Source organism: Betaproteobacteria bacterium (assembly GCA_016720925.1).
GTDB lineage: Bacteria > Pseudomonadota > Gammaproteobacteria > Burkholderiales > Usitatibacteraceae > UKL13-2.
Window position 1 is genome coordinate 1 of sequence record JADKJR010000024.1, and the last position, 13,586, is coordinate 13,586.

The following is a 13,586-nucleotide window of genomic DNA, read 5'->3' on the forward strand; positions in this document are numbered from 1 at the left end:
AGGATGGCGTCCGGCAGCCCGCTCGCCCAGCGCGGCGCGCAACGGAGGCTCGTCCGTCACCTGGCGCGCGCCTGCCGCCACGCCGCCTTGTTTAAATCGCCGATCTCCAGATCTATGTCGGTGATGCAGTCATCGACGATGACCAGATCGAGAAACGTCGGTTGACTGGCGCTGATGGTGGTCATGCCGGTTCGCCTGCCTGATGGTTTGAATGCGAAGCGATGCGCGCGCCCGCGTGAAAGTACGCGGATATCAGGGGATTCGCGATTCTGCGAAGGTAAGAAACGCAAGCACTGGCGGGTCGCCGGAGGATATTGCCCGGAAGAGCGCGCCAGTGCTTGAGTTTGTCAGGCGCGTGCGATTGACCGTGCGCCAAACTGTCTATCGCGGAACAGCGACAATCTGATCCGGGCAAGAGGAGGTTCCTGCATGGTGGCCGGCTGATCCGCCGCCTCGGGAAGGGGAGTTGCGTGCGACATGCACGCACTCACCAGCCTTTCAGTTTGGAACGCAGCCGTGTCACCGCCTGCGTGTGCAACTGGCAAATACGCGATTCGGTCACACCCATGATCGCGGCGATTTCGCGGAAATTCAGTTCCTGCTCGTAGTACAGACCCATCAATTGCTTTTCGCGTGGGGCAGCTCGTCGATGTGTTTCACCAGTTCCAGGCGGAAGCGTTTGTCGTTGAGCACTTCGACGGATCGCTGGCGGCATCGTTCCCGGCTGGTGGCGGTCGAGGTAATCACCACCATCCGCGCTGGCGTTGTAATCGTCGAAATAAAACAACTGGGACCCTTGGCGTCCTGCAGCAGCTCCTGATAGCGCTCTCAGGAAATATTCATTTCGCGGGCGATTTCACCTTCCGTCGCGGCGTGCCCCAGCCGGTGTTCGAGCTTGGACATGGCGGTCTCGATGGCGCGCTGGCTCTTGCGAACGCTGCGTGGCAGCCAGTCGTTGTTGCGCAATTCATCGAGCATGGAACCGCGAATGCGCTGGTTGGCGTAGGTCTCGAACTGGGTGCCCTGGCCTTCTTCGTAACGGCCGATGGCGTCCATCAGTCCGATCATTCCGGCCTGGAACATGTCGTCGAACTCGACGTTGGCAGGCAGCTTGCCGAGCAGATGGTGGGCAAGACGTTTCACCATGGGCAGGTAATGCTTCAGCTGCGCATCCTTGGAAAGCGTTCCCTGTGCGGTGTACATATCGTCTACCTCCTTCATGTCAAGACTCACTTAAAGCGTATCGGCCCAGACGCCAGGCCTGCATGGACTGGACCAGTTGCGAAATCTGTGTGGCGGCATCACTCGTCGACGCCACGCGAAATACCGAGCTTTGCGCGCGTTCGGCGGCGACAAACGCGGCATCGCGCGGAACGGCGCCGCCGTACTCGATGCTGACGCCGAGAAATTTCCGCGCCGTGTCGGCCAGACGCTTGAACGCGACGATGCCCTCGTGCGGATTGTCAACACGATTGATCAGTACGCGAAATGCGTGCTGATCGTGTTCGACATGCGCGCGCTTGATGCCGGCGTAGGTCGCGGTCAGCGCCTCGCTTTCCGGATTGGTGACGAAAACGAGGTCATCCTCGCTTCGCGTCATGGCGGCGACGTCGGCAACATGACCGGCAAGAATGGCGATGTCGAATGGTTCCTCAAGGCGGCGAAAACCCAGGTAGAGCTCCGCAGGGTCGTCGGCCAACCTGGCAAGTTCAGGTATGCCTTTCTGCGCTTTCAGCACATGGAAGCCCTCGGCGGCGCGTACGGCGACATCGTGAAATTCGCGCGTGCCGGACAGCAGGTCGGCCAGATCGTGCGGGATCCGCAATCCCAGCGCATGCGCGACTCCTTTGGCGCCGGTATCGATGACAATCACGCGTTGACCGAGTCTCGCGTAGCACGCGGCAATATTGTTTACCAGCGAATGAAAACCCGTGCCAAGGCGTGCGGCGGCCATTGGCAACACCATCAGGCCGGGTGGCGGTTCAAACATTTCCCGGAGCCCGGTGGCCTGGTCTCTGGTGGCAACGGCAGTATCAAGCATGGCGAAGTACCGTGCCTGGCTTCAGTGCCGCTTTGGAAAGAACCAGCGGAATTTCCGCATCGTCCAGGGCGAACGCCGGCGCGGCGCGGTGTTTCAGCGCGCAATGCACCAGATACTTCGCGTTGGCGGGATGCAGGTCTTCCGGCACGCGCTGGCCGTTGGTCACATACTGGATTTGCAGCTTGTGACGAATCACGCAATCGAGCGCGAAACCGAACTTCACCGCTTCATCGATCTTGCTCAGGATCACTTTGGTGGTACGCCGATGTCCCTGGCCACCGTAGAGGCGCACCACATCTTCCAGAGTCTCGCCCTGGGCGCTGGCATTCAGGAACAGCACCGGCTCGATGCTGGGTGAATTCAGCATCTGAATTTGCGCGGCCAAGCGGCTGTCGCGCTGTCCCATGCCGACGGTATCGATGAGCACCAGATGTTTGTCGCGCATCAGCGCGATCAGGTCAGCAAGGGTCTGCGCGTCGTGCGCGGTATGCACGGTGACGCCAAGAATTTTTCCGTACGCGCGGAGCTGGTCTTCGGCGCCGATCCGGTAGTTGTCGACGGTGATCAGGCCCAGGCTGCGCGCGCCGTTTTTCAGCACACAGCGCGCGGCGAGCTTGGCGGCGGTGGTGGTCTTGCCCACGCCGGTCGGGCCGACCAGTGCATAGACGCCGCCACGATCGACCAGATCGCTTTCAGCGGGTGAGACCTGGAGATTTCGCAACAGGCTGTCGTGCAGCCAGGTCGCTGCCTGTGGCTCGTTGTAGTCAGCAGGCAATTTGTCGGCGAGGGCGCGTGCCAGCGCCGGAGAAAAACCGGCGGAAAGCATTTGCGAGATCTGTTTGGCCTGCAGCGGGCGCCGCGATGCGGTTTCATTCCAGGACATCACGCCCATCTGCTCCTGCAGGATGGACTTCATCTGCTGGATTTCCGCGACGAGTTGCGAGTGTGATGAATTCGATTCGCTTCCTGATGCCGCTTCCTGGGTGGTGGCAGCCGATTTGCGGGGTGACGTTGCGGCGGGTGCGGTGCGGGTTTCCACGGCGCGCTGCACTTCATTGCGCTGCCCCACGCCGCGCTGCACTTCATTGCGCTGTACGAAATGCGCAAACGATTCCGCGGCAGGAACTTCGCCGGGCTTGAATACGCGTGCATCGGCTGGTGCGCGGCGCGCGGAGCCGAGTGCGGCGACTTTGGCGAGCTTGGCCTGCGTTGCCTGCGCGATGCGGGCCATGGTCGTCAGCGTTGCCGGATCCACCGGCGCGTCGGGGGCGGGAGATGCTGGCGTGGCCGGTGCTTCCAGTCGCGGCGATCGATCGATCAGCGCCGCGATATCGTTGTGGGCCGACGCGATCACTTCGACGCCGCCATCGACTTTCTGATTGGACAGGATGACCGCCTCGTCGCCCATTTCGGCGCGAACCTGCTTGATGGCTTCGCGGGATGTGGCACTGAAAAATCGTTTCACGCTCATGCTTGTGCTCCTACAACGGTGCTAACGCGGATTGCGGAAAAATCGGGAATCTCGCCGTGGCCCAGGACCTTCAGGCGGGGTGCGGCACGTTTCATCAGGCGCGCGACCGAGGTACGCAACCGGTCGGGCACCAGCAGGACGGCAGGAAGGCCGAGGCCTTCCTGGCGCTCCGCGGCTTCCGCGGTACGGGAGACGATCATCTCGCCCAGACCGGGTTCGACCGCGAGCGCTTCACCGCTGTTGGCGCCTAGCGCCTGGCCCAGCATGCGTTCAATCTCGGGATCGAGCGCGATGATGTCGAGTTCACGAGTCTGGCCGTATATTTTGTGGACGATGAAGCGGCCGAGCCGGGTGCGCACGGCATTGGTGATGTCGGCGGGATTCTGGGTCTGCGCGCCGGCTTCGGCGATCGCATCGAGAATGCTGCGCAGGTCGCGGACAGGAACGCCTTCTTCGAGAAGGTTTTGCAGTACCTTCTGGAACGTGGCGATCGAAATCAATTTCGGCACGATGTCGTCGAGCAGTTTGGGCGCGTATTTGTTGACATGCTCCATCAGCGCCTGGGTTTCCTGACGTCCCAGCAACTGCGCGGCCTGGCCGTGCATCAGGTGCGAAAGATGGGTCGCGACAACGGTCGCGGCGTCGACCACCGTGTAGCCGTGGGTCTGCGCGAAGTCGCGCTGGCTTGCTTCGATCCACGTTGCGGGCAAACCGAATGCCGGATCGCGGGTCGCGCTGCCGATCAGTGGTGTGCTGGCTTCGCCCGGATTGATTGCCAGCAGCATGCCGGAAATCGCTTCGCCCTCGCCGACCGAGACTCCCCTGAGCGTGATGCGATAGGCGTTGGGCTTGAGTTCGAGGTTGTCGCGGATATGCACGGCCGACGGCAGGAAGCCCACGTCCTGTGCAAATTTCTTGCGGATGGCCTTGATGCGTTTCAGCAACTCGCCGTCCTGCGCCTGATCGACCAGCGGAATCAGCCGGTATCCGACTTCGAGCCCGACCATGTCGACCGGCTCCAGATCGTCCCACGAGGCTTCATCGTTCTTTACCGGTGCGGCGGGGGCTTCGACAGGAACCAGGGCCGCCTGTTTGCGGCGCTCGGTGAGCCACCATGCGCCGTATCCCAAGGCGCCGGCCATCATCAGGAAAGCGACATGCGGCATGCCCGGGATCACGCCGATGAGCAGCAGCACGGCGGCAGTCAGGCCGATCGAGCGCGGCATCGTGAACAATTGCGTGGAAATCTGCGTGCCGATATCCTGGTCGGTGCCGACGCGGGCAACGATCATGGCGGCGGCGACAGAAATCACCAGCGCGGGAATCTGTGCGACCAGGCCGTCGCCGATGGCCAGCAGGATGTAGTTGTTGGCGGCCTGCGCGACCGACAGATTATGCTGGGCGATGCCGATGATGAGGCCGCCGATGATATTGATGAACAGGATGAGGATGCCGGCGATTGCGTCGCCACGGACGAATTTCGATGCACCGTCCATCGAGCCGAAGAATTCCGCTTCCTGTGTGATTTCCGAGCGGCGGCGCTTGGCCTCGGCCTGATCGATGATGCCGGCATTCATGTCGGCGTCGATGGCCATTTGCTTGCCCGGCATGGCATCCAGGGTGAAGCGGGCGGAAACCTCGGCGATGCGGCCCGCGCCCTTGGTGACCACCACAAAATTGATGACCACGATAATCGCGAAGACGATGATGCCAACGGCAAAATTGCCGCCGATCAGGAAGTGGGCAAAGGCTTCGATCAGCTTGCCGGCGGCGTCACCGCCGGTGTGACCATTGAGCAGCACGACGCGGGTGGACGCCACATTCAGCGACAGCCGCAGCAACGTGGTCACCAGCAGGACCGTCGGGAATGCGGCAAATTCGAGTGGTTTGCGCGTGTACACCGCCACCAGCAGGACCACCAGCGACAAGGCAATATTGAATGTGAACAGAAAATCCAGTGCGAACGCCGGCAGCGGCAGCACCATCATCACCAGGATCATCAGAATGAGGATCGGCGCGGCCAGGGTTTTCCACTGTATGTCGCCAAGATTCAGGCGGTTGAGGACGGCGTTCATTGATGGCTCCCCAGCGGATCAAGGCCGGTTGGAATTTCGATCAGGCCGGGTTCGCGCAGGGTCATGCCCGGTGCCAGGCGCTTCAGTTGATAAACGTAGGCCAGCACCTGCGCGACGGCGTTGTACAACGTCACCGGTACTTCCTCGCCGATCTCGGCGTGGCGATGCAACGCGCGGGCCAGCGCCGGCTGTTCCATCACCGGGACATTGTGTTCGGCCGCGATTTCGCGAATGCGCAAGGCGATCAGGTCGGCGCCCTTTGCGACGACGGTCGGCGCCCGCATCTTGCCGTCGTGGTAGGCCAGTGCGACCGCAAAGTGCGTTGGATTGGTGACGATCACGTCGGCCGTCGGGATTGCATCCATCATCCGCCGGCGGGCCGCATCGCGTTGCAGCGCGCGGATCCTCGCCTTGACGTGCGGGTCGCCATCGTTTTCCTTGGATTCACGCTTGACTTCCTCGAAGGTCATCTTGAGGGCGGAGTGATGGCGCCACAATTGCGCGGGCACGTCGATTATCGCGGCCAGCGCAATCACGCCTATCATCGCGCCGAGGCTCATCAACAGCATCCCGCCGGTGTTGGAGAGGGCGGCATTGAGTGGAATGCTGGCAAGCTGCGCGAACTGTTCGCGGCCATTCATCAGCGTCGTCACGGCAACGATGGCGAGACAGATGGCGATCAGGATCGATTTGCCCATTTCGATCAAACCATGCTTGTCGAACATGCGGCTGATACCGGTAATCGGATTGAGTTTGGCGAAATTGGGCATTACCGGCTTCAAGGTGAAGTTCCAGCCGCTCAGCGCCAGCGGCGCGGCGATTGCTGCCAGCAGCAGCAGCGCGAGAATGGGAATGGCAGCAATAACCCCGGCGCCCGTCAACGCCATGAGACGCAGGCCCATGCTGCCTTCGCCGGCAATGGCGGCATGGTCAAAACGCAGACCCTGTGTCATGAGTTCGAGCGAATCCTGAAACAACTTTGGACCCAATCCCATCAATCCGAACAGCGCGGCACCGAGCAGCAGGAAGCTGGCGAGTTCTTTCGAACGCGCGACGCGGCCTTCCTCGCGTGCATCCTTGAGCCGCTTTTCCGAGGCGGGCAGGTTGCGGTCTTCAGCGCTGTTTTCTTGTTCAGACATGGCGTGACATAAGCCTTTCTATGTCAGCCATTATTCCGGTGCGGGCCGGATTGTAAGGAGCGAATATGGGGGGAATTCGCCCTTATTTGCGGGCTTGGAGGCTACGGGGCAAAGTCAAGCACTGGCGCGGCTTCTGGCGGCATTGTGGCCTGAAAGTGCCGCCAGTGCTGGTGTTTGGCCTGTGCGCCGCGATGGGATGAATCGCAATCGCGGAATAGCGATTGCGACTTTTCGCCAACCCGCATTTCGTGCGGCTTCATCAGGGCTGCGGATCGCGGCAACAACTGGGACGCGACGTTTAGAAACCCAGGCTTGCCAGCATGTCATCCACCTGAGATTGGTTGGTCACGATATCGGTACGGTCTTCGGTCTGAACCACCGGCCCCGCCAGGAACTCGGTGTCGTTGGAGGGCGCGGGCGCCTTGGCGCGGCGTTCCAATGGCGTGGTTTCCATCAGCAGCGCCACCAGTTGCTCTTCCAGAGTTTGCGCGAGGTCGACAACCTTGCGAATGACCTGGCCCGTCAAGTCGTGGAAATCCTGCGCCATCATGATATCGGTGAGGTAGCTGTTGGCGAGGTCCGATGACATCGACAGACTCCCCAAAAACTCATGCGTATCGCTGACCAGCGCCTTGCCCTGCGGACCGTCCAGGGACTTTCCAATATGGCTATTCCAGCGCTCCTTGAGGGCGTTGGCGCCTTCTTTCATTTCATCCTGGGTGACGCGCGCGAACTCGACGGTATTCAGAACTTTTTCCGCCGATTCGCCGGTCAGCTTGGCGATATACGAAAGTCGCGCACGCGCATCCGGCAGGGCATCGACCGCGGTCTCGAGTGTCTTGTTCTTGTCATAGCCAAGCTCGCACAGGGCATCATGCAGGTGGCGGGTAATGACACCGATTCGCTGCAGGACATCTTTTGCCTCCAGGTCCGGTTCGAAGTCGGCGGGCGGTGCATTTTTCTTGGCGCGGGAAGAGGCGGTGTTTGCTTTCATGGCTGTCTCACTTCGCGAATTTCTGCACAATTTTGAGGACCTTTTCCTCCAGCGTGGCCTTGGTGAACGGTTTGACAATGTAGCCACTGGCGCCACCCTGGGCGGCGGCAAGGATGTTTTCCTTTTTTGCCTCCGCGGTCACCATCAGCACCGGCAGACCCTTGAGGTTGTCATCGGCTCGGATCTGGGTCAGCAATTCAAAACCGTTCATGTTCGGCATGTTGATATCGGATACCACGAAGTCGAAATTGCCGCCACGCAGTTTGGCGAGCGCGACCACGCCGTCTTCCGCTTCGTCGGCATTGTTGTAGCCGATTTCCTTCAACAGGTTGCGCACGATTCGGCGCATGGTCGAGAAATCGTCAACGATCAGAAATTTCAGGTCAGCAACGGGACTCATTTTGGCTCCTTTGGCGGACTCCGCACCTGCTGGTGCCGGAGTGTCTGTCTGGTTATCGGCCCGGTCGGGGCATTACTTAGGGGCGACGGCTGCATCAGGCGTGGTGGCCGGTGGTGTGAGCGGTGGCGGCACAGCAGCGGCTGCCGGCGATTTCACCGCGTCCACCGCGTCCACCGCGGCCGCGACATCATCCGCATCCTGCACCTCGATCTGGCCGCCTCCGCGCGTCAGGCGCTCCTCGGCATCCTTGTTCATGACAATGATGGTGATGCGGCGGTTGGCCGGATCCTTGGGGTCGTCCGCATTGAACGGCGCAGACGACGCGAGCCCGACGACGCGGTAAATTTTTTCTTCGCTCATGCCGCCGGCGATCAGTTCGCGGCGCGAGGCATTGGCGCGATCCACCGAGAGTTCCCAGTTCGAATAGCCGCGCTGGCCATTCTGGAAGGCGTAGGCGTCGGTGTGGCCGGAAAGCGTAACCTTGTTTTCAACATCGTTCAGCACGCCGCCGATCGCGCGCAGCAATTCGCGCATATAGTCCTTGACGGACGCGCGGCCGATATCGAACATGGGCCGATTCTGTTCATCGACGATCTGGATGCGCAGTCCGTCCTTGGTGATGTCGAGGCGAATCTGATTGCGGAACGCTTTCAGGCGCGGGCTGTTGTCGAGCACGGCTTCGACATCGGCCATCAGTTTCTTCATTCGTTCGCCTTCGATCCTTTGGCGATCCGCTTTCAACGCCTGCAGGTTGATCGTGCGCTTTTTCGCTTCGATGTCCCCCTTCTTCACCTGCCCGACCGCGCGGGTCAGATCGGTGCCTCCACCCTTCAGCACGCTTGAGCTGTCGCCGGAACCGGAACCGCCGCCCATCGCGACTTTCATGGGATTGTTGAAGTATTCGGCGATGCCGCTCAGTTCGCCTTTCGACGTCGAGCCGAGCAACCACATCAGCAGGAAGAACGCCATCATCGCCGTCACAAAATCGGCGTAGGCAATTTTCCACGCCCCGCCGTGGTGAGGGTGGCCGCCTTTCTTGATGCGGCGAATGACTACCGTTGGCTGGGCTTTTGGTTTTTTTGAAGTGGTCATGGCGGCATTTCAAGGTTCGGCACGGCGCAAGCTGGTACGCGTCAACCGGTGCGCTTTTGCTTGACGTGAGTTTCCAGTTCGGCGAACGTGGGCCGCTCGGTCGAGTACAGCACCTTGCGGCCAAATTCCACCGCCACCTGCGGCGCGTAACCCTGCAGGCACGCCAGCAGGGTAACCTTCACACACTGCAGTTCCTTGGTGGCTTCTTCAAGCTTTTGCTGGATCAGTCCGCTCAGTGGGCCGACAAATCCGTAGGCGAACAGGATGCCGATGAAGGTACCCACGAGAGCCGCGCCGATCTTTCCGCCGAGTATCGCCGGTGGCTCACCTACCGATCCCATTACATTCACCACGCCCATCACCGCCGCCACGATACCGAATGCGGGCAGGCCGTCCGCCACTTTCTGGATAGCCTGGGCGGGAACGTCGCCCTCATGGTGATGGGTATCGATTTCCTGATCCATCAGCGTTTCGATCTCCAGCGGATTCAGGTTTCCGGACACCATCAGGCGCAGGTAGTCGGTAATGAATTCGATCAGATGGTGATCGGCACTGACTTCAGGATGCTTGCTGAATACGGGGCTCTGGTCCGGCGCTTCCAGATCGCGCTCGATGGCCATCATGCCTTCCTTGCGAATCTTGGTGAGAATGTCGTAGAGCAGCGCCATTAACGCCATGTAGCGTTCACGGGTGTACTTGGAGCCCTTCAACAGCGGCGCCAGCGAACGCAGGGATGCCTTCAGGGTCTTCATGTTGTTGCCAACCACGAAAGCGCCGATCGCACCGCCGCAGATGATCACCAGTTCAGCTGGCTGGACCAGCACGCCGAGTTTGCCGCCGTGCCATACAAAGCCGCCAAGCACCGAACCGATCACCACGATGTAGCCAATAATGACGAGCATTTATTGTGTCTCCAAGAAAACGCAACGCGTGGTCGCAAGAATGCGCAATGCGTTTTTGACTATTGGAGTTATTGTCGGCTGCCTCGTGAAATCTTAAGCCGCGAACCGCGATCATCGCGGATTTTCATCGCCTGGCCGGAAACACTGCGCGCGTCAGCAGGTTTCCGGGACGAAAGGATCAAGAGGCCCCTCAAAGGCCGCTTGACTCAGTCCAGGGCGCAAGTCGCCGTGGCGTTGTCAGTGTAGAAGCGCGTTTGCGTGGGTCTTGCCCGCGCGGGAGGGCACGTTGCACAGGCCGCAGACGTAGTCGTCGGTCAGTTCGTTGGTATGGGTCACGAATTTGCCGCCGCAACAGGAGCAGGGCGTCAATTGCACCATGCCGGCATCGACAAACTTGACCAGGCGCCATGCGCGAGTAATGGTCAGCACTGTTTCAATGCCCAATGCCTGGGTTTTCTCGACGTAAAGTTCATAGGCCTTGATGACCGCGTCGATTTCGTCGATGGCCGTGGTCTTGTTGAGATATTCGTAGACATTCAGGAACAGCGATGAATGAATGTTCGGCTGCCAGGCCATGAACCAGTCGGTCGAAAACGGCAGCATGCCCTTTGACGGCGATTTTCCCTGCACCTCTTTATATAGCTTGAGCAGGCGCTCATAGGAAAGGCTGGTTTCGCTCTCAAGTACCTGCAGGCGGGCGCCGAGCCTAATCAGGTGGACGGCGAGGTTGATGTCGCGGCTTTCGCCGACAATGCTTTTTGCGCGCATGTTAGATAGCCTCCGCCATTTTGCCGGCCATCAGGATATTGGCGTGCAGGCCGTTGGTGTAGCCGACTTTCCCGTTGGTGGTGAGCAGATTCCACACCATTTCGTCATCAAAGCGAAAACGGCACATCAGCATGTTGCCGGCGGCGATCTTCATGAGTTGACCAGGCGTGAGGTTGCCGATCAGATTGGCGATTTCCTCACTGAGTCCCAGGCGATATAGCGCCTGCGGAAGATCGGCGCGAATCATGTGCTGCGCGAGCATCAGGTAGGACAGGTTTGCTTCGCGAATTTCTTCCAGCAATTGCTCGGGTTGGACGGTCATTTTTGGTGCCTCATTTTGTATTCAAGATTGCGCGATTGCTGCCGAAATACGTTTGTTGTTTTTGTGTTTGTTGCTTTTCTTCTTTATCGCCACCTTTGTTGAAACGGTTTGGCGATGAATGCATTGTGGGTTTTCGCTCGTCCGTGCTGAATCCGAATTCGCCCAAGAATTCCGTCAGGCTGGCGCCGCCACCTCTGTAGGGAATTGCCTTACATGACGCTTCCGCATCGTGACCATTGAGATAGACGCGACAAAAAAACAATGAGTTACGTGCGTGTTTCAGCCAGTGGGCAATCGCGGGCGCCGGGCACTTTTTCTGCATGGGTCAAATATGCGGGCCGTGTCCACAAGAAATTGATTCCGCACCCCTAAAGTTTCACCAGCATTCGCCCGATAAGGGACGTGCAGGGGATTCGGTGTGGTCTGGCGAAGTTCCGGCTAACCCAGTGTCATCGGGTCAGTTGCTCACGCAGTATGTCGCGGGCACAAACGTCACGTCGTTGAAGGATCGGGGATGAGTTTTTGAGAAGGATGCAAATGAATATTCCCACCGCCAGAACACAATTGCCGACTGCCAGGGTATTTCGCCTGGTGACACGCACGCAGCGGCCGGCCGGGCAGACCACGATACTGTTCGCTTAGTCACCGTTCGCCCTGAGGTATCGAAGGGCTTCCGGCGCAAATGCCCTTCGATACCTCAGGGCGAACGGTACAAATTTGACAAAGCGAACAGCATTGGGTCAGGCCATCGACCTGCCGGTGTGCGGGCCTGACGCCAAAACGGGAGACGATCATGCCCTTAGCCGCCCTCGGAATTGGCAGCAACCTCGAAGTCAACGGCCTCGTTTCGCAATTGATGGCCATTGAGCGCCAGCCCCTGGCCGTGTCGCAACAGCGCGAGGCAAAGGTGCAAGCGCAGCTGTCAGCATACGGCCGGCTGCAGAGCCAGATCGCGTTGTTTGGCGATGCGGCGGCATCCCTTGGCAAACCGGGAAAGCTGACTGTATACAGTGCCGCCATTGCTGATGCCGAGGTTGCCAGCGCAAGTACCGGACATGTCGCCGCCGCCGGCAATTTCTCGCTTGAAGTGAAACGGTTGGCGACAGCCGAAAGACTTGCTTCCAGCACGTTTGCCAGTTCGAGCAGCCCGGTAGGCACCGGCCTGCTGACTATTTCGCTTGGCACCTATAGCGGCGCGACAAAAAATTCACGCCGCGCGCCGACAAGAGAGCGCTGACCGTCAACATCGAAGCCGGCAAGAATACTTTGGCAGGTGTACGTGACGCCATCAATGCCGCGCAAAACGATGCAAATGGTGCAAGTAGTGCAAGTGGTGCAAGCGGTGTTAGCGCGACCATCGACACCGACGGCGGTGGAGTACGCCTGATCATATCGAGCAACGGTACCGGTGCAGGGAACGCCATCAAGATCGATGCACCGGCAATCTCCGCGTTCAACTTTGATCCCGCCGCGGCGGGTACCCAGGCAGTCAGCCAATTGCAGGCCGCGCAGGACGCCCTCGTCAGCATCAACAACCGGACCTTCGTCAGCGCTTCCAATCAAATTGCCGGGGCGATCGATGGCCTGACGCTGACGCTGACCACGGCCAAACCCGGGCAGCAAACGACTGTGACGGTGACGCAGGACAAGGAAGCCGCGATACAAGCGTTGCGTGAATTTGTCGCCAGCTACAACACCCTGAGCACATTGGCGCGCAGTTACACCAAGTATGACGTTGCCACCAAGGTCAAAGGGGCGTTGCAGGGCGAGGCCACGGCAGTGTCGGTTATCAATGAACTGCACACGACCATCGCCAGCGCCATTCCCTCCGCCGCCACCGCTGGCGGTTTTACGAACCTCGGTGATGTCGGCATCACGCTGCAGGCAGATGGCTCGCTCCAGCTCGACGAGACCGATCTGGCCGCTGCCATTGCCAATGAATCAGGCATTGCCAAACTGGCCCGGTTGTTTGCCGCGTCGGCGTCCAATCCGGATACCTTCGTTTCGCGGATCAAGGCATTTGTCGACAAGACTCAGGGTACGAGCGGTCTGATTTCCACCACGACCGAAGGGTTGTCGACGACCATCAAGCGGCTCGACAAGGAGCAGCAAAGCATCAGCACGCGCCTGATCGGCGTGGAAGCGTACCTGCGGGAGCAGTTCAACGCAGTCGACGCCACACGCAGTGCGCAGAACGCCGCGCCGGCATATCCGGCGAACGCGCAGTCGATCTGGAGCGGCGCGGGCAAATAGGTGGTTCACCGCAAGATTCTGTGAGGGAGAGGCCTTCAAGAACCGGCGCATTGGCCGATAAAGAGAATATCTTCCCGCCAATCCCAGTTGCCCACTTCACGATCGAGAATATGAACGCCTTCGCCAGAT

Annotated in this window: 13 protein-coding genes and 1 pseudogene; 2 read left to right on the forward strand and 12 right to left on the reverse strand. The window is 59.9% G+C overall.

Annotated elements, in window-relative coordinates; all coding sequences use genetic code 11:
* Nucleotides 1–487: 487 nt before the first annotated feature.
* From IPP88_21045 to IPP88_21100, 12 genes and pseudogenes are all read right to left on the reverse strand, one after another.
* Nucleotides 488–1,203 (reverse strand): annotated as a pseudogene (locus IPP88_21045) (RNA polymerase sigma factor FliA).
* A 19-nt stretch (nt 1,204–1,222) separates the two neighbouring features.
* A complete protein-coding gene (locus IPP88_21050) occupies nt 1,223–2,041 on the reverse strand; it encodes a hypothetical protein (protein ID MBL0125079.1) in 819 nt (272 codons plus the stop codon).
* Nucleotides 2,034–3,512: a flagellar biosynthesis protein FlhF gene (flhF, locus tag IPP88_21055; protein ID MBL0125080.1), complete on the reverse strand. Its 1,479-nt coding sequence runs from the start codon at nt 3,510–3,512 to the stop codon at nt 2,034–2,036. Before flhF ends, IPP88_21050 begins: the two co-directional genes overlap by 8 nt.
* Nucleotides 3,509–5,587: a flagellar biosynthesis protein FlhA gene (flhA, locus tag IPP88_21060; GenBank protein ID MBL0125081.1), complete on the reverse strand. Its 2,079-nt coding sequence runs from the start codon at nt 5,585–5,587 to the stop codon at nt 3,509–3,511. Before flhA ends, flhF begins: the two co-directional genes overlap by 4 nt.
* Nucleotides 5,584–6,726: a flagellar biosynthesis protein FlhB gene (gene flhB, locus IPP88_21065; protein ID MBL0125082.1), complete on the reverse strand. Its 1,143-nt coding sequence runs from the start codon at nt 6,724–6,726 to the stop codon at nt 5,584–5,586. Before flhB ends, flhA begins: the two co-directional genes overlap by 4 nt.
* Nucleotides 6,727–7,024: 298 nt before the next feature.
* Entirely contained in the window at nt 7,025–7,720 is a 696-nt protein-coding gene (locus tag IPP88_21070; protein MBL0125083.1) for a protein phosphatase CheZ, read from the reverse strand.
* Nucleotides 7,721–7,727: 7 nt separating this feature from the next.
* Nucleotides 7,728–8,120: a chemotaxis response regulator CheY gene (gene cheY / locus IPP88_21075; protein ID MBL0125084.1), complete on the reverse strand. Its 393-nt coding sequence runs from the start codon at nt 8,118–8,120 to the stop codon at nt 7,728–7,730.
* A gap of 72 nt (nt 8,121–8,192) precedes the next feature.
* Entirely contained in the window at nt 8,193–9,212 is a 1,020-nt protein-coding gene (motB, locus tag IPP88_21080) for a flagellar motor protein MotB (GenBank protein ID MBL0125085.1), read from the reverse strand.
* 41 nt (nt 9,213–9,253) lie between these two features.
* Entirely contained in the window at nt 9,254–10,114 is an 861-nt protein-coding gene (motA, locus tag IPP88_21085) for a flagellar motor stator protein MotA (GenBank protein ID MBL0125086.1), read from the reverse strand.
* Nucleotides 10,115–10,351: 237 nt separating this feature from the next.
* A complete protein-coding gene (gene flhC / locus IPP88_21090) occupies nt 10,352–10,882 on the reverse strand; it encodes a flagellar transcriptional regulator FlhC (protein ID MBL0125087.1) in 531 nt (176 codons plus the stop codon).
* 1 nt (nt 10,883) lies between these two features.
* Nucleotides 10,884–11,204, reverse strand: coding sequence for a flagellar transcriptional regulator FlhD (flhD, locus tag IPP88_21095; protein ID MBL0125088.1), 321 nt, complete (start codon nt 11,202–11,204; stop codon nt 10,884–10,886).
* Nucleotides 11,205–11,214: 10 nt separating this feature from the next.
* Nucleotides 11,215–11,526 carry a hypothetical protein gene (locus IPP88_21100; protein ID MBL0125089.1) on the reverse strand — a complete coding sequence of 104 codons (312 nt, stop codon included), beginning with the start codon at nt 11,524–11,526 and terminating at the stop codon, nt 11,215–11,217.
* Between the two features lie 471 nt (nt 11,527–11,997).
* On the opposite strand from IPP88_21100, the gene IPP88_21105 reads away from it, so the two are divergent.
* The gene (locus IPP88_21105) at nt 11,998–12,441 is read left to right on the forward strand and encodes a hypothetical protein (GenBank protein ID MBL0125090.1); all 444 of its coding nucleotides are present in this window, start codon (nt 11,998–12,000) and stop codon (nt 12,439–12,441) included.
* Between the two features lie 29 nt (nt 12,442–12,470).
* Nucleotides 12,471–13,457, forward strand: coding sequence for a flagellar filament capping protein FliD (gene fliD, locus IPP88_21110; GenBank protein ID MBL0125091.1), 987 nt, complete (start codon nt 12,471–12,473; stop codon nt 13,455–13,457).
* Nucleotides 13,458–13,586 lie beyond the last annotated feature (129 nt).

Coding starts and splice junctions, on each gene's coding strand:
- IPP88_21050 (MBL0125079.1), bottom strand. CDS start 2,041: ATGCTTGATACTGCCGTTGCCACCAGAGACCAGGCCACCGGGCTCCGG.
- flhF (MBL0125080.1), bottom strand. CDS start 3,512: ATGAGCGTGAAACGATTTTTCAGTGCCACATCCCGCGAAGCCATCAAG.
- flhA (MBL0125081.1), bottom strand. CDS start 5,587: ATGAACGCCGTCCTCAACCGCCTGAATCTTGGCGACATACAGTGGAAA.
- flhB (MBL0125082.1), bottom strand. CDS start 6,726: ATGTCTGAACAAGAAAACAGCGCTGAAGACCGCAACCTGCCCGCCTCG.
- IPP88_21070 (MBL0125083.1), bottom strand. CDS start 7,720: ATGAAAGCAAACACCGCCTCTTCCCGCGCCAAGAAAAATGCACCGCCC.
- cheY (MBL0125084.1), bottom strand. CDS start 8,120: ATGAGTCCCGTTGCTGACCTGAAATTTCTGATCGTTGACGATTTCTCG.
- motB (MBL0125085.1), bottom strand. CDS start 9,212: ATGACCACTTCAAAAAAACCAAAAGCCCAGCCAACGGTAGTCATTCGC.
- motA (MBL0125086.1), bottom strand. CDS start 10,114: ATGCTCGTCATTATTGGCTACATCGTGGTGATCGGTTCGGTGCTTGGC.
- flhC (MBL0125087.1), bottom strand. CDS start 10,882: ATGCGCGCAAAAAGCATTGTCGGCGAAAGCCGCGACATCAACCTCGCC.
- flhD (MBL0125088.1), bottom strand. CDS start 11,204: ATGACCGTCCAACCCGAGCAATTGCTGGAAGAAATTCGCGAAGCAAAC.
- IPP88_21100 (MBL0125089.1), bottom strand. CDS start 11,526: ATGCAGAAAAAGTGCCCGGCGCCCGCGATTGCCCACTGGCTGAAACAC.
- IPP88_21105 (MBL0125090.1), top strand. CDS start 11,998: ATGCCCTTAGCCGCCCTCGGAATTGGCAGCAACCTCGAAGTCAACGGC.